The 18739-nt window shown below is 71.7% G+C and carries 17 protein-coding genes and 2 riboswitches; of the genes, 16 read left to right on the plus strand and 1 reads right to left on the minus strand.

Annotated elements, in window-relative coordinates; translation table 11 throughout:
• Window positions 1-87: 87 nt before the first annotated feature.
• From ACWEKM_RS20235 to ACWEKM_RS20270, 8 genes are all read left to right on the plus strand, one after another.
• Window positions 88-978: a glutathione S-transferase C-terminal domain-containing protein gene (locus ACWEKM_RS20235; RefSeq protein WP_451622558.1), complete on the plus strand. Its 891-nt coding sequence runs from the start codon at window positions 88-90 to the stop codon at window positions 976-978.
• Between the two features lie 89 nt (window positions 979-1067).
• A riboswitch (SAM riboswitch) is annotated at window positions 1068-1179 on the plus strand.
• 356 nt (window positions 1180-1535) lie between these two features.
• Window positions 1536-2516: an amino acid ABC transporter permease gene (locus tag ACWEKM_RS20240; RefSeq protein WP_451622559.1), complete on the plus strand. Its 981-nt coding sequence runs from the start codon at window positions 1536-1538 to the stop codon at window positions 2514-2516.
• Window positions 2513-3301 (plus strand): amino acid ABC transporter ATP-binding protein, encoded by a 789-nt coding sequence (locus ACWEKM_RS20245; protein ID WP_451622560.1) that lies wholly within the window; start codon window positions 2513-2515, stop codon window positions 3299-3301. The genes ACWEKM_RS20240 and ACWEKM_RS20245 overlap by 4 nt, the downstream gene beginning before the upstream one ends.
• 125 nt (window positions 3302-3426) lie before the next feature.
• Window positions 3427-4446 (plus strand): ABC transporter substrate-binding protein, encoded by a 1020-nt coding sequence (locus tag ACWEKM_RS20250; protein ID WP_451622561.1) that lies wholly within the window; start codon window positions 3427-3429, stop codon window positions 4444-4446.
• Between the two features lie 135 nt (window positions 4447-4581).
• The gene (locus ACWEKM_RS20255) at window positions 4582-4668 is read left to right on the plus strand and encodes a putative leader peptide (RefSeq protein ID WP_310887600.1); all 87 of its coding nucleotides are present in this window, start codon (window positions 4582-4584) and stop codon (window positions 4666-4668) included.
• Window positions 4669-4765: 97 nt separating this feature from the next.
• Window positions 4766-6007 carry an LLM class flavin-dependent oxidoreductase gene (locus ACWEKM_RS20260; RefSeq protein WP_451622562.1) on the plus strand — a complete coding sequence of 414 codons (1242 nt, stop codon included), beginning with the start codon at window positions 4766-4768 and terminating at the stop codon, window positions 6005-6007.
• Window positions 6008-6026: 19 nt separating this feature from the next.
• A complete protein-coding gene (locus ACWEKM_RS20265) occupies window positions 6027-7406 on the plus strand; it encodes an NtaA/DmoA family FMN-dependent monooxygenase (RefSeq protein ID WP_451622563.1) in 1380 nt (459 codons plus the stop codon).
• Between the two features lie 83 nt (window positions 7407-7489).
• Window positions 7490-8128: an HAD family hydrolase gene (locus tag ACWEKM_RS20270; RefSeq protein WP_451622564.1), complete on the plus strand. Its 639-nt coding sequence runs from the start codon at window positions 7490-7492 to the stop codon at window positions 8126-8128.
• Window positions 8129-8649: 521 nt separating this feature from the next.
• On the opposite strand, the gene ACWEKM_RS20275 is transcribed toward ACWEKM_RS20270, so the two are convergent.
• Window positions 8650-9861 carry a globin domain-containing protein gene (locus ACWEKM_RS20275; RefSeq protein ID WP_451622565.1) on the minus strand — a complete coding sequence of 404 codons (1212 nt, stop codon included), beginning with the start codon at window positions 9859-9861 and terminating at the stop codon, window positions 8650-8652.
• A gap of 577 nt (window positions 9862-10438) precedes the next feature.
• Between ACWEKM_RS20275 and ACWEKM_RS20280 the strand changes: the two genes are divergently transcribed.
• The 8 genes from ACWEKM_RS20280 to ACWEKM_RS20315 all read left to right on the plus strand — a co-directional run bounded on the left by ACWEKM_RS20280 (window position 10439) and on the right by ACWEKM_RS20315 (window position 18616).
• Window positions 10439-10999 (plus strand): MgtC/SapB family protein, encoded by a 561-nt coding sequence (locus ACWEKM_RS20280; protein ID WP_451622566.1) that lies wholly within the window; start codon window positions 10439-10441, stop codon window positions 10997-10999.
• Entirely contained in the window at window positions 10996-11274 is a 279-nt protein-coding gene (locus tag ACWEKM_RS20285; RefSeq protein ID WP_451622567.1) for a hypothetical protein, read from the plus strand. The genes ACWEKM_RS20280 and ACWEKM_RS20285 overlap by 4 nt, the downstream gene beginning before the upstream one ends.
• A 452-nt stretch (window positions 11275-11726) precedes the next feature.
• Window positions 11727-11939, plus strand: a riboswitch (cobalamin riboswitch).
• A 56-nt stretch (window positions 11940-11995) separates the two neighbouring features.
• Entirely contained in the window at window positions 11996-13039 is a 1044-nt protein-coding gene (locus ACWEKM_RS20290) for an ABC transporter substrate-binding protein (RefSeq protein WP_451622568.1), read from the plus strand.
• Entirely contained in the window at window positions 13036-14049 is a 1014-nt protein-coding gene (locus tag ACWEKM_RS20295; protein WP_451622569.1) for a FecCD family ABC transporter permease, read from the plus strand. The genes ACWEKM_RS20290 and ACWEKM_RS20295 overlap by 4 nt, the downstream gene beginning before the upstream one ends.
• Window positions 14046-14918 carry an ABC transporter ATP-binding protein gene (locus ACWEKM_RS20300; protein ID WP_451622570.1) on the plus strand — a complete coding sequence of 291 codons (873 nt, stop codon included), beginning with the start codon at window positions 14046-14048 and terminating at the stop codon, window positions 14916-14918. The genes ACWEKM_RS20295 and ACWEKM_RS20300 overlap by 4 nt, the downstream gene beginning before the upstream one ends.
• A 191-nt stretch (window positions 14919-15109) precedes the next feature.
• Window positions 15110-15742: a DUF1345 domain-containing protein gene (locus tag ACWEKM_RS20305; protein WP_451622571.1), complete on the plus strand. Its 633-nt coding sequence runs from the start codon at window positions 15110-15112 to the stop codon at window positions 15740-15742.
• A gap of 532 nt (window positions 15743-16274) precedes the next feature.
• Window positions 16275-17996 (plus strand): PHP domain-containing protein, encoded by a 1722-nt coding sequence (locus ACWEKM_RS20310; protein WP_451622572.1) that lies wholly within the window; start codon window positions 16275-16277, stop codon window positions 17994-17996.
• On the plus strand, window positions 17993-18616 hold the full coding sequence (locus tag ACWEKM_RS20315) for a hypothetical protein (protein WP_451622573.1): 624 nt from the start codon (window positions 17993-17995) through the stop codon (window positions 18614-18616). Before ACWEKM_RS20310 ends, ACWEKM_RS20315 begins: the two co-directional genes overlap by 4 nt.
• Window positions 18617-18739: the final 123 nt, after the last annotated feature.

The raw sequence follows: 18739 nt of genomic DNA on the forward strand, positions 1-18739 counted from the left end.
CCCCTCGCACCCACGGGTCCCTCGCACCCACCGACCGACGACGCTTCCACCGCGCGTACGTCCGCGCGCTCGCATCCGGGGAGACGCATGTCCACGTTCAGCACGCCGCTCGCCGCCCTCCCGCGCGTCCAGCGGCCCGCCCCCTTCCGGGGCAGGATCGGCCGGGACGCGCGCAGCGGCCACTACGCCGTGCCCCGCCGCTACCGGCTCCACCTCACGACCGCCTGCCGCGACGGCCTGCGGATCGCCGTGGGCCACAGCCTCCTCGCCCTCCACGACATCTGTCCGGTCACCTTCCTCACCGCCGTCCCCGACTGTCCCGGCGGCGGCCACTCGGCGCTGCGCCCGCTGTACGAGGCGAGCGCGCACCGCTACACCGGACCGGCGCTCGCGCCGGTGCTCAGCGACGACTGGTCGGGGCGCATCGTCAGCACTCACGCCCCTGACATCCTGCGCGACCTCGACCGTTGCTTCGGCGACGGGCGCGACCGGCTCTACCCGTGCGGCGCCGAGGCCGAGATCGAGGAAGTCGAGCGGCGGTGCGCGCAGGGCATCGAGGAGGCCGCGCAGCGCGCGGGCCGGGTCGGCGCGGACGCGGCCGAGCGGGCCGCGGCGCTCGACGTCCTGCTCGGCACGCTGGCCGGACTGGAACGACGGCTCGCCGGGCGGGAGTTCCTTGTCGGCGACGGACTCACCGCCGCCGACGTGGAGTTGTGGGTCGCCCTGGTGCAACTCGACACCGTGCACCGCCACCACCTCGACGCCGCCGCCGTGCACCGCGTGGCCGATCACCCGGCGCTGTGGGCGCACGCCCGGCGGCTGGCAGCCCGGCCCGCCTTCGGCGCCCACCTCGACCTGGACGGCATCGCCCGCCGGCACCACGCCCGCTGCGCGGGTCTGGAGGCGGCCGGCTCGGCCGTCCAGATCCTGGACTGGGCGCGGCACACGGCCGGCGCCCCCGGATCCCGGCGCGGCTGAACAGGGCCGACACCGGTCCATTCGCCGGTCCATTCCGCGGACGGGCGTTGACATCCGTCCGCCCAACTGCCTTACTTACCGCTCAGCACGGTCATGAGTGTCAGCGACAAGCCCTGGCTCGCTGTCCGGCAACCCTCGCACCGCGGTGGGGTGCCCCAGGTGACGACCGGACCGGATGACGTTTTTCGGTAAGCGCGAGGGCCCACAGGGGCCGGAAATGCGAGTGACGGACATGTACGCAGCCGACCGGACGGCCATCGGCCGCTCCCGAAGCTGCGTACATCCGTACGCGGGCCTGCTCGTCGCCGACCGGGCCGTCGACCTGCTCCGCGTGAGCAGCGCGCTGTGTACCGCTTCGGGCCCTGCCCGTCGCCGGGGCTGACGCCACTTCCAGCCCCCGCGTTCCCGCCGCACACCGATCGAGCGGTGTGCCGCTGCCCGTTCCGTCCTCGCATCCCGTGCTTTCCCGCGTGCCGCGCCGTGCCATAGCGCCGTCGGCGTAGCCACGCGGGTCCCGCCGCGGGCCCGGGGGCGCCCGACCACGCCGGAGCCCTGCCATGACAGAACTCCCGGGCGGCGCCGTGTCCGTCACCGCGCCGCCGAAAGCCGACACACCGTCAAAACCCCTGTCAGCCCAGCGAGTTGTGCCGCTGCGCCGTCCCGGCCGGTGGATCGTCACCGCCGTCGTGCTGGTGGTCGTGGCGCAGATCGCGCACGGACTGGCCACCAACCCCTTCTACCAGTGGGACCGTTTCCGCTACTGGTTCCTGCGCCCCACCGTGCTCGACGGCCTCCTCATCACCCTCGAAGTGACCGCGCTCAGTGCCGTGTTGGGTCTGCTCGGCGGCATCCTGCTGGCCCTCGGCCGGCTGTCCGGAAGCCCCGTGCTGCGCGCCGTCAGCTGGACGTACACCTGGCTGTTCCGGTCCGTGCCGCTCATCGTCGTACTGATCTTCCTCTACAACTTCTCGGCCCTGTACCGGACGGTGAGCCTCGGCCTCCCCTTCGGCCCCGCCTTCGTCACCTTCGACGAGTCGAGGCTGGCCACCGACATGGCGGTCGCGGTGGTCGGCCTCAGCCTCAACGAGGCGGCGTACGCGTCGGAGGTGGTCCGCGGCGGCATCCTCTCCGTCGATCAGGGCCAGCACGAGGCCGCCGCCGCGCTCGGCCTGCCGAAGGGCTACCAGTTCACCCGGATCGTCTTCCCGCAGGCGCTCAGGTCCATCACGCCGAACTACGTCAACCAGCTCATCGGCCTGATCAAGGGCACGTCCCTGGTGTTCTACGTGTCGCTGATCGACCTGTTCGGCGCGGTGCAGACCATGGGCAGCACCTATCCCGGTGACATCGTGCCGCTGCTGCTGGTCGCCACCGTCTGGTACCTGATCCTCACCAGCGCCGTGTCCGTCGTCCAGTTCTACGTCGAGCGGTACTTCGCCCGGGGCGCCACCCGCACCCTGCCGCCCACACCCTTGCAGCGGGCCCGCTCCGGCCTCGCCGAACTACGTGCCCGACTGCGCCGGGAGGCCACCGTATGACCGCCGCCACGCCCGCCGACCAGGCCCCCGTCGCCCTGGAGGTGCACAACGTGCACAAGTGGTACGGCGCCCACCGCGTCCTCGACGGCATCGACCTGACCGTGCGCCCCGGCGAGGTCACCGTCGTCATCGGCCCGTCCGGTTCCGGGAAGTCCACGCTGCTGCGGGTGATCAACCACCTGGAGAAGCCCGAGATCGGACACGTCAGCGTCGGCGGCGAACCGATCGGGGTCAGACGGAGCGGGACGCGGCTCAAGGAGTTGAGCGAGCGGGCCATCCTGGCCCAGCGCAGCCGGATCGGCTTCGTCTTCCAGAACTTCAACCTGTTTCCGCACCTGACCGTGCTCGACAACGTCGCCGCGGCCCCCGTGGCCACCGGACGGCTCACCCGGCCCGCGGCCCAGGAACTCGCCCGCGACCTGCTCGCCCGGGTCGGGCTCGGCGACCGCGCGGGCGCCTATCCGCGGCAGTTGTCCGGCGGCCAGCAGCAGCGCGTCGCGATCGCCCGCGCCCTCGCGCTGCGCCCCGGCATCATCCTGTTCGACGAACCGACCTCGGCGCTCGACCCGGAACTGGTCGGCGAGGTGCTCTCCGTCATCAGGGACCTCGCGACCAGCGGCACCACGCTCGTCATCGTCACCCACGAGATCGGATTCGCCCGCGAGGTCGCCGACCGGATCGTCTTCGTCGACGGCGGACGGATCGTCGAACAGGGTCCGCCCGCCGAGGTGCTCGACCATCCCCGGCACGAGCGGACCAGGGACTTCCTGAGCAAGGTCCTGTGACCGCCCGCCCGTTCCCCGGCACCACACCCCATTCCCGCCCGCACCCGGCTTCCGCACACCCACTCACACCTGCTCACACCCACTCACGCCCCCTCACCCCGAACGACGAACGACGAAGGACAGCCATGCCCTCCCAGCTCTCCCGACGCGGCCTGATACGCGGCATCACCGCGGTGGCCGCCGCAGCCACCCTCGCCACCGGCCTCACCGCTTGCGGGGGCGACAGCGACGCCGCCACCACCACCGACACCGTGGGCACCGTCACGGTGGGCCGGGTGTCCAACGGCGCGGCCACACAGACCGAACTCAAGGTCTCCGAGGTGAAGTCGATCAGCGCCGAACTGCCCGCATCCGTCCGCGGCAGCGGCACCCTGAAGATCGTCGTCGGCGCCCTGCCCGACGGCTTCCCGCCGCTCGCGTACATCGGCTCCGACCAGAAGACCCTCACCGGCGCCGAGCCCGACCTGGCCCGTCTGGTCGCCGCCGTGCTCGGTCTGAAGCCGGAGATCTCCAACGCCACCTGGGAGAACATGTTCGTCGGCATCGACAGCGGCCGGGCCGACATCGGCTTCTCCAACATCACCGACACCGAGGAGCGCAAGAAGAAGTACGACTTCGCCTCGTACCGCAAGGACAACGTCGGCTTCGAGGTGTTGAAGAAGAGCACCTGGAACTTCGACGGGGACTACCGCAACCTCGCCGGCCGGACGGTCGCGACCGACAACGGCACCAACCAGGAGAAGATCCTGCTGGAGTGGCAGGCGAAGCTGAAGAAAGAGGGCAAGCAGCTCACCGTGAAGCACTACGCCAGCAAGAACGCCACCTATCTCGCGCTGACCGGCGGCAAGATCGACGCCTACTTCTCCGCCAACCCCGGGCTCGCCTACCACATCAGACAGACCGCCAAGTCGCCGAACCCGACGCGCAGCGGCGGCACCTTCTCCGGCGCGGGCACCACGCTCCAGGGCTTGATCGCGGCGACCACGAAGAAGGGCAATGGCCTCGCCAAGCCGGTTGCCGACGCGATCGACCACCTGATCAAGAATGGGCAGTACGCCAAGTGGCTGGCCGCCTACAACCTGTCCGCCGAGGCCGTCCCCAAGGCCGAGATCAATCCGCCGGGACTGCCCCTCGACAACTCCTGACCCGCCGCCGCACGGGCGACGGAACACACCGCACGGACGATGGAACACACCGGACGGGCGGCGTGTTGTGACCTACGACGAGATGTGCACGGCGCGGCCGCACGGCCGCCGAAGCGAGGGGCGGAGGTGACGGACATGATCCGGGTCCGCCGCGCCGTCCGGCTCCACTCCCGGCCGCACATCGATCTGCTGCGCGTGGCCGGCGCGCTCTGTTGCTCCTGACCCGTTGCCCCATCCGCCACCGCCCCCGACCGCCGGGGCGGGTTCGGCGATCTCGTACGGACCTCCAGGAAACGGACCCCCAGGAAGGCGCCCACTCGTGTCCTCAACCTCCCCTGCCCCCCTGCATCTCGCCGTCGCGCTCGACGGCACCGGCTGGCACCCCGCCTCCTGGCGCGAACCGGTCGCCCGCCCCCAAGACCTGTTCACCGCCGGCTACTGGGCCGACCTGGTCGCCGAGGCCGAGCACGGCCTGATCGACTTCGTGACCGTCGAGGACGGCCTGGGCCCACAGTCCTCGCGCTTCCTCGACCCGGACGAGCGCACCGACCAGATCCGCGGTCGGCTCGACGCGGTCCTCATCGCCTCCCGCGTCGCACCGCTCACCCGCCACATAGGTCTGGTGCCAACAGTGGTGGCCACCCACACGGAGCCGTTCCACATATCCAAGGCGATCGCCACCCTCGACTACATCAGCACCGGCCGGGCCGGACTGCGCGTCCAGATCAGCGCACGCCCCGACGAGGCCGCCCACTTCGGCCGCCGCACCGTACCCAGGATCGACGTCTACGACAGCCCGGCCGCCCAGGACCTGGTCACCGACCTGTTCGACGAGGCCGCCGACCACGTGGAGGTCGTCCGCCGGCTCTGGGACAGCTGGGAGGACGACGCCGAGATCCGGGACACGGCCACCGGCCGCTTCATCGACCGGGACAGGCTGCACTACATCGACTTCGAGGGCCGGCACTTCCGGGTCAGGGGTCCGAGCATCACACCCCGCCCGCCGCAGGGGCAGCCGCTCGTCACCGCGCTCGCCCACCGGACCGTGCCCTACCGGCTCGTGGCCCGCCAGGCCGACATCGGATACGTCACCCCGCACGACACGGAGCAGGCCCGTGCGATCGTCGCCGAGATCCGGGCCGAACAGGCGGCGGCCGGCCGCGCCGACGAGCCCCTGCACATCTTCGGTGACCTGCTGGTCTTCCTCGACTCCGACCCGGCCGAGGCATCCGCCCGCCGCGATCGGCTGGACGAGCTGGCGGGCGGGCCGTATACCTCCGACGCCCGGATCTTCACCGGCACCCCCGCCCAACTCGCCGATCTGCTGGTGGAGTTGCAGGAGGGCGGGCTCACCGGCTTCCGGCTGCGGCCCGCCGTCCTCGGCCACGACCTGCCGCGCATCACCCGGGGCCTGGTGCCCGAACTCCAGCGCCGCGGCCTGTTCCGGCGCGCCTACGAAGCCGACACCCTGCGCGGGCTGCTCGGGCTCGGCCGCCCCGCCAACCGCTATTCCCCCAGGCACTCGGCCTCGCTCGTGCCCGGGAACACCCCGATCGCCTGAGCCGGAGGGACCCACCGACATGAGCAAGCCGCTGAAGCAGATCCATCTGGCCGCCCACTTCCCCGGCGTCAACAACACCACCGTGTGGAGCGATCCGGCCGCCGGCAGCCACATCGAGTTCGCCTCCTTCGCCCACTTCGCGCGCACCGCCGAACGCGCCAAGTTCGACTTCCTGTTCCTCGCCGAGGGGCTGCGGCTGCGTGAACAGGGCGGGCAGATCTACGACTTGGATGTCGTCGGCCGCCCCGACACCTTCACCGTGCTCGCGGCGCTGGCCGCCGTCACCGACCGGCTCGGCCTGACCGGCACCATCAACTCCACCTTCAACGAGCCCTACGAGGTGGCCCGCCAGTTCGCCAGCCTCGACCACCTCTCCGGTGGCCGGTCCGCCTGGAACGTGGTCACCTCCTGGGACGCCTTCACCGGCGAGAACTTCCGCCGCGGCGGCTTCCTGCCCCAGGACGAGCGCTACCAGCGCGCCAAGGAGTTCCTCGCCACCGCGAACGAGCTGTTCGACTCCTGGCACGGTGACGAGATCCTCGCCGACCGGGCCACCGGCACCTTCCTGCGCGACGCACGGGCCGGCGCCTTCGTCCACCGGGGCCGGCACTTCGACATCCACGGCCGGTTCAACGTGCCGCGCTCGCCGCAGGGCCGGCCGGTGATCTTCCAGGCCGGCGACTCCGAAGAGGGACGCGAGTTCGCCGCCGCGAGCGCCGACGCGATCTTCAGCAGGTACGCCACGCTCAAGGAGGGCCAGGCGTTCTACGCCGACGTCAAGAGGCGCCTGGCCGCCCACGGCCGGCGCCGCGACCAACTGCTCATCCTGCCCGCGGCGACCTTCGTGCTCGGCGACACCGACGCCGAGGCCGAGGAACTGGCTCGCGCAGTGCGCCGGCAGCAGGTCAGCGGCGCCACCGCGATCAAGCACCTGGAGTTCGTGTGGAACCGGGACCTGTCCGGATACGACCCGGACGGACCGCTGCCCGAGATCGACCCGAACGTGGACGAGGAGCACATCTCGCGGGGCCGCGCCCAGGTGCGCATGTACCGGGACCCGCTGGCCACCGCCCGTGAGTGGCGAGAGCTGGCCGCCGCCAACAAGTGGTCCATCCGCGACCTGGTCATCCACACCGGTAACCGGCAGACCTTCGTCGGCTCCCCGGCCACCGTCGCCCGCGCCATCGACGATTTCGTCCAGGCCGACGCCAGCGACGGCTTCATCCTCGTCCCGCACATCACACCCGGCGGGCTCGACGTGTTCGCCGACACCGTCGTCCCGCTGCTCCAGGAGCGCGGCGTCTTCCGCACCGACTACGAGGGCCCCACCCTCCGCGACCACCTCGGCCTCGCCCACCCGGACGACACACGAGGCGAGGGAGAGCGGGCCGCGTCGTGAAGTAGAACCACGCCGGCGGACCGGCCCCTGCTGCCTCCGGGCAACGGGGGCCCCTTTCGTCGTGCCCGGGTACGCTCCCGACCATGATGCGCGCTGTGATCTTCGACGTCGGCGAGACGATCACCAGAGATGACCGGTACTGGGCAGCCTGGGCCGACTGGCTCACCATCCCCCGCCACACCCTGTCCGCCCTCGTCGGCGCCGTCGTCGCCCGCGGGGACGACAACGCCGAAGCGCTGCGCCTCATCCGCCCCGGCATCGACATCCCGGCCGAGTATGCCGCGCGGGAAGCCGCCGGCCGCGGGGAACACCTCGGCGAAAGCGACCTGTACGACGACGTGCGGCCCGCCCTCAGCATGCTCCAGGAGCAGGGCGTCCGTGTCGTCGTCGCCGGGAACCAGACCGCGCGCGCCGGTGAACTGCTTCGCGGGCTCGGCCTGCCCGCCGACTACATCACCACGTCCGCCGAACTCGACGCCGCCAAGCCGTCGACCGACTTCTTCCACCGTGTGCTCGCGGCCAGCGGCACCGACCCACACACTTCCCTGTACGTCGGTGACCACCCCGCCAACGACATCGGGCCCGCGCAGGCGGCCGGGCTACGCGCAGCGCACCTGCGCCGCGGGCCCTGGGGACACCTGTGGGCCGACACCGCGGCGGCGGCCTCGGCGGATTACCGCATCAACAGCCTGCTCGACCTCGTTGGGATCGTCTCCGCCTGACCGCCCTCACAAGCCGCCCCGGCACCGCTGCGGCGAGTGCAGAACCAGCACAGTTCGGGGGGAGTCTGCGCGTTCGGTCGGCGAGCGTATCGCCTACTGCCGCAGCACCGGGTCGGCGTCCACGAAGTGCTGTATCCGGCATGGTTGTTCGTCACCCCGGTGGTGTCGGCGGTGGTGGCCGCGGTCGGATCACTCGTCCGACGCGTGCGTCCGCGGGGGACGTGACCGACAGACGTGGCGGGCGGGGAACTCGCACGGTCCGGCGGTCGCGCAGCCGGTGCTTGCCGCCTCGGCGCGCGCCTGGGGACGGTCCCGGCCGTGGTGTCGGCGGTGGCGGTCGCCGTGGTGGAGCCGGTCTTGCTGGCGAGCTTCCACACCATGGTCCCCGACGCCGCCACCACCCAGCGGACGGCCCGGCAACGCCTTCGACCAGCTGACCGAGGGCGCCGACGTCGTCCAGCACGGCCGCGTTGCCCCCTTGCCCCAGGCTCTTCTTGAAGGATCGCTGGGCCTGCCTTGGGTTACTTGCTCAGCCAGAGATCGGGACCGAACACCTCGTAGTGGATGGCGGCGGGGTTGAGACCTCGGGTGAGCAGGTCGCCACGAACGGCTTGCATGAAGGGCAGCGGGCCGCACAGATAGGCCGTGGTGGTGTCGGGCAAGGTGAGACCGGTCAGGTCTGCGCGGCCCTCACGCACGTGTAGGCGGGGTTCCTTGACCTCTTCTGCACCGTTTTCGTACCACAGGTACATGGAAGAGCCGGGAAGTCGATGGGCGAGTTCGGTGTGCTCCTCGCGGTGTGCGTGATGGCTGGGAGAGCGGTCGGCGTGGATGACGGTGACGGGACGGTTCGGGGAGGAGACGGCGAGGTGGTCCAGCATGGACAGCATGGGAGTGACGCCGATGCCGGCGGAGGCGAGAAGAAGCGGGCCGTCCCCTTGAGGGAGGACCAGGTCGCCGAAGGGCAGTGAGACGTTGAGGACATGGCCGGGGTGGGCGTGGGCGTGGAGCCAGCTGGAGACCTCGCCCTCGGGGGCTTCGGTGTCGGCACCACGCTCGCGCTTGACGGTGATGCGCCACGTTTTGTGACCGGGAGCGGCAGAAAGACTGTACTGACGTATCTGCCGTGCCCCATCGGGGAGTTCAACCTGGACGCTGACGTACTGACCCGGCAGGAAGGGCTCGGTGGGCAGACCGTCGGGACGGCGTAGGACGAAGGAGGCGGCGTCCGAAGACTCCTCCGTGCGTTCGGCGATTTCCATCTCGCGCCAGACGTCGCCGTCTTCGACCTGGGCCTGAGCGTACAGCCGTGCCTCCATGGCGATCAGAGCATTGGCCATCAGCCAGTACACCTCGTCCCAGGCGGACGCCACCTCGGGGGTCACGGCGTCGCCGAGGACTTCCGCGACGGCGCCCAGCAGATGGCGTCCGACGAGGGTGTACTGATCGGCGGTGATACCCAGCGAGGCGTGCTTGTTGGCGATGCGGCCGAGGATGGCGTCGGGACGTTCACCGGGACGCTCCACCAATGCGGTGGCGAAGGCCGCGACGGCGCCCGCGAGTGCTTCACGCTGGGCGCCGGTGGCCTGGTTCCCCCGGTTAAAGAGGTTCCGCAGCAGTTCCGGACGCTCTTCGAACATGTGGCGGTAGAACAGTTCGGTGACGGCGCCAAGGGAGGCTCCCACGGCCGGAAGAGTGGCTCGGACGACCGGGACGGCTTGTGCTGAGAGCATGACAGCTCCTATCTGGTATCTCAGATGCATATTTAAGGTGGTGCTCGTCCACCTGTGGGCAGGTGAGGTGCGGTTCAGTTGCGCGAGGCGGCTGCTTCCCGGTCCCCCTCCGGAGTCGTGCACTTGGCGAGTCGCACAGGAGCATCGTAGTTAATTGGTATTACGGAGTCCAATTAAGTGGTGTGTGGCATGGGTCTCCTTGCCTGGGTGAGGGGCTTGGGAGTTGTGGGATCGGCGGCCGAACCGGCTCCTGCGGGGCCGAACCAACTGATCGTTTCAGGATGCGTGCCCAGGCCGAACCGGGGCAGGAACGTCGGCGCCAGGGTGACCTTCGGGATGCGCACGCTCGCATGCCGGCTGCCCGAAGGGTGGGCGGAATTTGCGTCACTGTGCAACTCTGGAGAGGTGCCGACCGAGGAGGAGGTGAGCGACATGGATCGCAGCAGCAGTAGTCAGGGCCGAGCCCGGCCCCGCACCCCCATGTCCCCCCGCTCCTCGGGCATCCGGTAGCCCCGCTCTGCCCGGCGGCTGCCATGCCCTCGACCTCCCCCGCCGCGACGGGGGAGGGGAGGTTTCCATGGCGAATCCGACCACCTTCCCTTTCGTGCTCCGGCGCCCGGTCGGCGTCGGCTGCGGCGGCCTGATCGGCGTCGAACGTCGGTGGCGCGCCCGCACGGCCGGGCTGCGTACCAATGCGCTCGTGGCCGCCTGTGCCACCCTGTTCGTCCGCTACGGCACGGTCACCGACGACCACGGCAGGCCCATCCGGGGCGCCTCCTACGCCGTGTCCGTCATCGGCTTCCTCGGCGCCGGGGTCATCCTGCGGGAGGGCGGCGGCATCCGCGGCCTCAACACGTCCGCCACACTGCGGTGTTCGGCCGCCGACCGGATGATCGACGGTCGGGTGCAGCTCTCCCCGGCCCGCACCGGCGACGGACGCGCCCCCACCGGGCTGCGGGTGCTGCGCGACGGTGAGGACATTACTGCCCTGCGGGTCGGCGTCGGCCTCGATGGCCACCCTGCTCGCGGCCCGGAACGGCTCGTCGCCCGGCTCTCCCCGGAGCCCGGCGTGCGGGAGTTGCGCCGACACCTGGACCACAGCTCGCTCGACATGGCACGGGAGGCGACAGCGGCATGAACGACCTCGACACCCTGAGCGCACGACACACCGTCCGCCGCGCCGCCCGGCGCCTGGCGGAGGACGCCCCGAAACTCGTCGTCGGCTCCGCGGACGCCTACCGGGCCGGCCTCGCCACCCGCGCCGCCGAACTGCGCCGAGCCGTGCTCGCCGCCTGGCTCACCGGCGTACCCGAGCACGTCATAGCCGCCGACGGCGGCCTGTCCCTGGCCGTCGTCCACGCGTGGATCTCGGCCGAGACCCCGCCCCCACACTCGGCCGACGGGCCGGGGTGAGGTACGACGTCCCACCCCCGCCCGAGTGCCGGTGCCGGGAGACAGGGGGCGGGGGCGGGCAACTTGCCGCGCACGGTACGGGCGGCGGTGGTACGCGGGGCGTCGGCGCCGACGCAACCCTTCCCGTGGTCCTCGATTGGTCCTCGATCGCCTTCTGCGGTTCGGTACCGGCCCCGGCTGGGGTGGCCGTACACGGTGGCCCGTGCTGCCGCGGCTGCGGGCCCGGCGGTCACGGAGATCTCCTTCGCGCCACGCATCCCCGGGATCCGTGGCGAGGGGACGAGAGCGCGAAGGAGCGGCGGACCGGACGGGGACGACCACGCACGGGCAGTGTGCGGCGTTGACGGCGGTCGTTCCCGCTCACCGCTGCGGGGCAGTCCCCGATGGTGACATGGCCCAGGCGGGCGCCCGGCGCCGGGGACAGGAACCCGGTCCGGCCGGCCGGACCGTCTTGGTAGCCTGATCGGGCCAGTCGAGCCACATCCGAGGCCAGGGAATCCGGTGCGAATCCGGAGCTGACGCGCAGCGGTGAGGGGGACGGGCGGGGCACAGCAAGCCACTGGGAGGGGTTCGGACCGGCCGCGGGCCGGTGCGGGGCCGTACCGGGAAGGCGCTCCGTCCGGACGAACCCGAGTCCGAAGACCTGCTGGCACCTCCGCACCACGTGCGCGGAGGGACGTCCGTAGGCCAGGCTCCGCGTACGAGCCCCGACACCCGAGGCATGCCCGTGCTCCGTTCCGCGTTCCGTCCCGCCCTGCTGTTCCTCACCCCGGCGCTGCTGCTGACCGCGTGCGTCGGCTCCGGCGGAGCCTCCCCGGACTCCGGCCGCTCCACCGTCGGCTACCCCCGCACGATCGACAACTGTGGCCACGAGGTCACCCTGAAGTCGGCCCCCGAACACGCTGTATCCCTCAACCAGGGCACCACCGAGATCCTGCTCTCCCTCGGCCTCGGGGATCGTCTTGCCGGCACCGCCACCTGGACCGACCCGGTGCTGAAGGGCCTGGAGAAGGCCAACGCGTCCGTGCCCCGACTGGCCGAGAACACTCCCTCCTTCGAGAAGGTGCTCGACGCCGGACCGGACTTCGTCACCGCGTCGTTCGTCTCCACCCTCGGCAAGGGCGGCGTCGCCACCCGCGAGCAGTTCGAGAAGCTGGGCGTGCCCACGTACGTCTCCCCGTCCGACTGCGCCGCAGGCAAGGACAACGGCAGCGGCGGCGACGGCTCCCGCGGCACGCCGCTCACCCTCGACGTCGTGTACGGCGAGATACGCGACCTGGCCCGCGCGTTCGGCGTCGACGAGCGCGGCGCCAGGCTCGTCGCACGGCTGAAGGAGCGGGTGCGGGCGGCCACCGACGGCCTCGACGCCTCCGGCGTCTCCCTCATGTACTGGTTCGCCAACTCCCAGTCTCCCTACCTCGCCGGCTGCTGCGGCGCCCCCGGTGCCATCACCCGGGCGATCGGTGCCGAGAACGCGTTCTCCGACACCCACGACGAGTGGCCCCAGATCAACTGGGAGACCGTCGCCGACCGCGACCCCGACGTCATCGTCCTCGGTGACCTGACCCGCAGGTCCCAGACGGCCGAGACCGCCAAGGCCAAGATCCGCTTCCTGGAGACCAACCCCGCCACCCGCAACCTCACCGCCGTCAGGAAGAAGCGGTACATCCTGCTCAGCGGGCAGGCGATGAACCCGTCCCTGCGCACGGTCGAGGGGATCGAACGGGTCGCCGCCGGACTGCGTCACCTCGGACTCGCCAAGTGAACCTCCGGGCCGCGCTGTTGACCGTCGGCGGGCTGCTGGCGGTGGCCGGGTCGGTGGCGTTCGCCGTGACCTTCGGCCCCGCCGATATCTCCACGGCCGACGTCTGGGCCTCCGTCGCCGCCCATCTCGGGTACGGCGACAGCGAGTTGGCGCCGTTGCGGGACGGCATCGTGTGGGACCTGCGGATGCCCCGGACCCTGCTGGCCGCCCTCTGCGGGGCGGGCCTCGCGGTGTGCGGAGCGGTCATGCAGTCCCTGCTGCGCAATCCGCTGGCCGACCCGTTCGTGCTCGGGGTGTCCTCCGGGGCGTCCACCGGCGCGGTCGCCGTGGTCGTGCTCGGGGTCGGCGGGGGAGCGGTGTCCCTGTCGGCGGGCGCGTTCGTCGGCGCGCTGCTGTCCTTCGGGCTCGTCCTCATGCTGAGCCACACCCTCGGCGGTGGCCCCGACCGGGTGGTGCTGTCCGGCGTGGCGGCCATGCAACTCTTCTCCGCGTTCACCTCGTTCACCGTCCTGACGTCGGCGGACGCGGAGACCACCCGAGGCGTGCTGTTCTGGCTGCTCGGCTCGCTGAGCGGCGCGAGCTGGAGCGATGTGCTGCTGTGCGCCGTCGTGCTCGCCGCCGTTCTCACGGTCTGCCTCGGACACGCCCGCCTCCTGGACGCGTTCGCGTTCGGCGAGGACGCCGCGGCGGCGCTCGGCGTGCGCGTCGCCCGCACCCGGCTGGTGCTGCTGTGCGCGACCGCGCTGCTGACCGCGACACTCGTCAGCTGCGCCGGGGCGATCGGCTTCGTCGGGCTGGTGCTGCCGCACGCGGCCCGTGCGCTCACCGGTTCCGGCCATGTGCGACTGCTGCCCGTCACGGCGCTGGCCGGAGCCGTCTTCCTGGTGTGGGTGGACACGATCGCCCGTACCGTCATCGATCCCCAGGAGGTCCCGGTGGGCGTGGTGACATCCCTGATCGGCGTGCCGGCGTTCGTGGCGGTCCTGTACCGCGGACGGAGGCGGGCATGACCGGCCCGGACCCCACGGCCGGCCAGGGCACACCGCCCGGTCTGCGCGCGGAGCGGGTCACGCGCCGCGCCGACGGCCGGATCATCGTCGACGGCGTCACCCTCGCCCCCCGTCCCGGGGAGACGATCGGCCTGCTCGGCCCCAACGGCAGCGGCAAGTCGACCCTGTTGAGGCTGCTCGCCGGAGTGCTCGCGCCCACCACCGGGGTCATCACCCTGGACGGCCGTCCGCTGGCCCGGGTCGGCCGCCGGGCCACCGCGCGGCGCATCGCCACCGTCGAACAGCACGCGGACACCCAGACCGAACTGACCGTCCGGGACGTCGTCGCGCTGGGCCGCATCCCGCACCGGCGGGCCTGGACCGCCGCCTTCGCCGACGACGTGCGGGCGGTCACCGACGCGCTGGCCCGCACCGGGCTGACCGAGCGGGCGGACCAGTCCTGGCACACCCTCTCCGGTGGCGAGCGGCAGCGCGCGCAGATCGCCCGCGCGCTCGCCCAGGAACCCCGCGAACTGCTGCTGGACGAACCCACCAACCACCTCGACATCCAGCACCAGTTGGACCTGCTGGACCTCGTCGTCGGCCTGCCGGTCACCACCGTGATCGCGCTGCACGACCTGAACCTCGCCGCGATGTACTGCGACCGGCTGCTCGTCCTGCAAGACGGTCGGGCGGTCGCGGAAGGCAGCCCGTCCACGGTCCTCACGCCCGCCCTCATCGAACGGGTCTACGGCGTCCGGGCCGAGGTCACCCAGCACCCGGGCCACCCGGTGATCCGCTTCCTGCGCCGAACGACCCACGGTGCGGGGCGGACCGGCCCGCGTGACCTGCCGACCGAGCCGGACGCCTCCGCCGCGACGGCGACCTGACCCCGACCGGTGGACGACGCCGCCCCGCGACGCGGTTCACAAGGCCGTCCCGCGACGCCGCTCACGAGGCCGTCCCTCGGTGCTGTCCCAAGGGGCCGTAGCGCGCCGCCGTCCCGCGCGTCGTCACCGCGTTCCGGCGTACGGCCGTGACTGCCCCTGTGGCGCGCCCCCGGCCGCTACTGTTGCGGCCCATGGGTGCACGGTTGCCGCTCTCGGCGGTCTCCCGGCTGTTCGGCTCCATGGCCGCCGGCGCTGCCGTCGGTGTGGTCGTCGGCGTCCTGACCGACCTGCCCCTGGGCGTTCTCGCGGGCATCGGCGCGACGGAGGCGACCTTCGTCGTGGCGGGCTGGTTCGTGCTGTGGCCCATGGACGCCGAGCAGACCCACCGCAACATTGGCCGTGAGGACTTCCGCCCGGTCCTGGAGGAACTCGTCGTGGTCACGGCCGCGTTGTGCGGGCTGCTCGGCATCGTGCTGCTGCTGGTGTTCGGCAGGTCGGCCGACGGGCACGCGGCGGCGGCCGGCGCGCTCTGCGGGGTGTTCATGGCCTGGGCGGCCCTGCACCTCATGTACGCCACGCGCTACGCCCACCTGTACTGCACGGCGTCCGGCGGCATCGACTTCAACTCGGACGAGCCGCCGGCGTACCGCGACTTCCTGTACTTCAGCTACAACCTGGGCATGACCTACCAGGTCTCGGACACCAGCGTGTCGAGTTCGACGATCCGTGCGGTGGCGCTGCGGCACTGCCTGCTGTCCTACGTCTTCGGCACCGGCATCCTGGCCACCGTGATCAACCTGGTCGTCGGGATCGTCTCCGGCTGACATCGCACACACTGCGCGCCGGCCCCAGCTGTCGGGCTGTCCGGGGGACGGGGGACGGGGCGGGGATGGCGCCGATCATGGCCGGGCCCCCACCGGGCGCCATGGAACGGCGTGCGGGTCACCCGGATCCCCTCGCTCGGGCGCGGTGTCGGCGCGCCGTGCTCGTCGTGGGCCCCTCGGGCACCGGTGTGTCGTGCGGCGGTGTCGGTCCGGTGGCCGCTGAGGGGACGTGGACGAGGTTCGTCTCTTGGTCGGTCGGCTCGGTGTACGTCCTCGCGTGGGGAGTGCGGGGACCGGCGCGGGTTCGGTGGCCGAAAACGAGTCCTTGGCGGGCGGTGCCGTCCGTCGGCAGCGCCGTGGTGGCGACTCGGGCAGGGGCGAGGCATTCCCGCAGCTCCTGGCGGGCTTCGACGTCCGCTGCACATCCGACCTTCTCGGCCGCACCATGGCCCTGACTCTCATCGTTTACCAGAGCTTTGCAGACTCCACACGTCCCAAGCGAATACATCCTTGTTGTCAGCTGGAGTTGAAAATGGGCCACGGCCACGGACATGACCAGGGTCACCACCACCATCACCACCACGGCAGCGACGAACCCACGTCCCTGCCGCCCGCCCTCGACATGTCGGTTCCCGACGCCGAACTGACGCCCAGTCAGTCGTCGCGACGTGCCATGCTCCGCCGCACCGGCCTGCTGGGCGCGGGCCTGGCGGCCGGCAGCGTGCTCAGCGGCGCGGGCCAGGCCGCCGCGGCACCGGCAGCGTCGGCCTCGTCGCACGGCTCGCGTTCGCATGGCTCGCATGCGCACGGCTACCTGTGGCTCGCCGGCGACCACCACATCCACACCCAGCACAGCCCCGACGGCAAGTACCGCGTCATCGACCACGTCCGCCAGGCCAACGCGCACGGTCTGGACTGGATGGTGATCACCGACCACGGCAGCGAGACGCACGCCAAGATCGGTGTGGAGAAGGTCAACCCGGACATCGTCGATGCCCGCGACAAGATCGGCGACACCCTGGTCTTCCAGGGCCTGGAGTGGAATATCCCCGCCGCCGAGCACGGCACCGTCTTCGTCCACCCGGGCAAGAACGAGGTCGCCGTGCTGAAGGAGTTCGAGAACTCCTTCGACGGCGAAGTGAAGAAGGCCACCGGCAACACCCCGGCCAACGAGGCACTGGCCATCGCCGGCATCAACTTCCTCGCCGACCAGGTGCGCCGCCGCAAGGTCAAGGACGTCCTCTTCCTGGCCAACCACCCGGCCCGCAAGGGCATCGACTCCCCGCACGAGATCCGCGGCTGGCGCGACGCCCAGCCCAGGATCGCGGTCGGCATGGAGGGCGCCCCCGGCCACCAGGCCGCCGGCATGCCCGCCCCGAACGGTCCGGGAGAAGGCCGGGGCTACTACGACAACAGCCCCGGCGCCAACTCGTTCCCCGGCTACCCGCTGGAGAGCTACCGCACCTGGGGCGGCTTCGACTGGATGACCGCCACCGTCGGCGGCCTGTGGGACAGCCTGCTCGCCGAGGGCAAGCCCTGGTGGATCACCGCCAACTCCGACTCCCACGAGGTCTACGCCGACTCCTCCACACGCGGCCCGAACAGCGACTTCGAGGCCAACGGCCGCCACGCGGACCCGGTCTACGGCGGCGGGCTGAAGGTGACCGACGGCGACTACTGGCCGGGCCAGTACTCCCGCACCCACGTCGGCGCCTCCTCCTTCTCGTACCAGGCGGTCATGGACGGCATCCGGGCCGGCCGCGTCTGGGTCGACCACGGCGGGCTGATCAGCGGACTGAACGCCCGGGTGCGCTCCGGGTCCAAGGCGGTCACGCTCGGCGGCTCGCTGTTCGTGCGCCGCGGCAGCCAGGTCGACCTGGTCATCGAGATCAGCCTGGCCAACGGCCCCAACTGGTCCCAGTTCGTGCCGAAGCTGGCCCGCGTGGACGTCATCCAGGGCGCCGTCACCGGCCGGGTCGCGGACAAGGACGTCTTCGCCACCCCGGACACCAAGGTCGTGAAGTCCTTCGAGGTGAACAAGTCGACCGGGTCCGTCCGGCTGACCTACTCCCTCGGCCGGGTGGACGAGCCGCTGTACGTGCGGCTGCGCGGCACCGACGGCAACCGCTCCGCCGTCGGCCTGAACGGTGCCGCCGTGGACCCGGTGGGCCCGGCCATGGACGTCGTCGGCGATGCTGACCCGTGGAAGGACCTGTGGTTCTACTCCAACCCGATGTGGGTCCTGCCCGCATGACGGCACCCCACCACGTGCCCGGCGTCCACTCCGTCATCGGGGTGGACGCCGGCACGGCGAGCCTGCGCGAGGCCGATCACCTCGTGCACCGCCTCACCGACGGCCTCGGGCTCCCGGAAGGCACCGTCGGCTGCACCCATCTGATCCGCACCGCCGAGCGCCGCGGGACGACCGTCTCGTTCGCCCTGCCCGACGCGGCGGCGGCCGGGGCGGCCTGGCAGCGCCTGACCGAACTCGCCGACCCGGACCCGGAGCTGGGCGCCGTGCTCGGCGACCTGACGCACGGCGCGGCCGCGTCGGCCCGCGCGGCGGCCCCGGGCGCCGCGGACCACGCCCGTCGCAGCGGCGGGCGGGCCGTGCTCTACCCCGGCGCGGACCGGCTCACCGGCACCGTCGTCCTGGCCGAGCTGCTGGCCACGACCGCCATCGAGCGGGTCGTCGTGGTCGGCGCGCCCTTCGCCGACGGGCCGGACCCCAAGACCCCGGTACTCACTCGGGACCATGTACGACCCGAGTGGCGCGACGGCCGGCTGACCCTCGCCCTCGTTCCGGCGGTCGGCGGGACACTCGCACCCTTCGAGGTGCCCAACCCCACGCCCTGCTGCGCCGAACACGGCTGAGGTTCCCCGCGCGGCCGAGGACCGGATCGGCCGCCGGACCACTGCCCGGCACTGGCACTGGCACCGGCGCCGCCGTCAGGCGCGGCGGCGCCTCCCCGTCGGCGTCGTGCCCCCGGCGGTTCC

Source organism: Streptomyces sp. NPDC004752, from assembly GCF_053601275.1.

Bases quoted from the DNA above. Each gene is read 5' to 3' on its own strand.
- ACWEKM_RS20235 (WP_451622558.1), top strand. From the start codon at position 88: ATGTCCACGTTCAGCACGCCGCTCGCCGCCCTCCCGCGCGTCCAGCGG.
- ACWEKM_RS20240 (WP_451622559.1), top strand. From the start codon at position 1,536: ATGACAGAACTCCCGGGCGGCGCCGTGTCCGTCACCGCGCCGCCGAAA.
- ACWEKM_RS20245 (WP_451622560.1), top strand. From the start codon at position 2,513: ATGACCGCCGCCACGCCCGCCGACCAGGCCCCCGTCGCCCTGGAGGTG.
- ACWEKM_RS20250 (WP_451622561.1), top strand. From the start codon at position 3,427: ATGCCCTCCCAGCTCTCCCGACGCGGCCTGATACGCGGCATCACCGCG.
- ACWEKM_RS20255 (WP_310887600.1), top strand. From the start codon at position 4,582: ATGATCCGGGTCCGCCGCGCCGTCCGGCTCCACTCCCGGCCGCACATC.
- ACWEKM_RS20265 (WP_451622563.1), top strand. From the start codon at position 6,027: ATGAGCAAGCCGCTGAAGCAGATCCATCTGGCCGCCCACTTCCCCGGC.
- ACWEKM_RS20270 (WP_451622564.1), top strand. From the start codon at position 7,490: ATGATGCGCGCTGTGATCTTCGACGTCGGCGAGACGATCACCAGAGAT.
- ACWEKM_RS20275 (WP_451622565.1), bottom strand. From the start codon at position 9,861: ATGCTCTCAGCACAAGCCGTCCCGGTCGTCCGAGCCACTCTTCCGGCC.
- ACWEKM_RS20280 (WP_451622566.1), top strand. From the start codon at position 10,439: ATGGCGAATCCGACCACCTTCCCTTTCGTGCTCCGGCGCCCGGTCGGC.
- ACWEKM_RS20285 (WP_451622567.1), top strand. From the start codon at position 10,996: ATGAACGACCTCGACACCCTGAGCGCACGACACACCGTCCGCCGCGCC.
- ACWEKM_RS20290 (WP_451622568.1), top strand. From the start codon at position 11,996: ATGCCCGTGCTCCGTTCCGCGTTCCGTCCCGCCCTGCTGTTCCTCACC.
- ACWEKM_RS20300 (WP_451622570.1), top strand. From the start codon at position 14,046: ATGACCGGCCCGGACCCCACGGCCGGCCAGGGCACACCGCCCGGTCTG.
- ACWEKM_RS20305 (WP_451622571.1), top strand. From the start codon at position 15,110: ATGGGTGCACGGTTGCCGCTCTCGGCGGTCTCCCGGCTGTTCGGCTCC.
- ACWEKM_RS20310 (WP_451622572.1), top strand. From the start codon at position 16,275: ATGGGCCACGGCCACGGACATGACCAGGGTCACCACCACCATCACCAC.
- ACWEKM_RS20315 (WP_451622573.1), top strand. From the start codon at position 17,993: ATGACGGCACCCCACCACGTGCCCGGCGTCCACTCCGTCATCGGGGTG.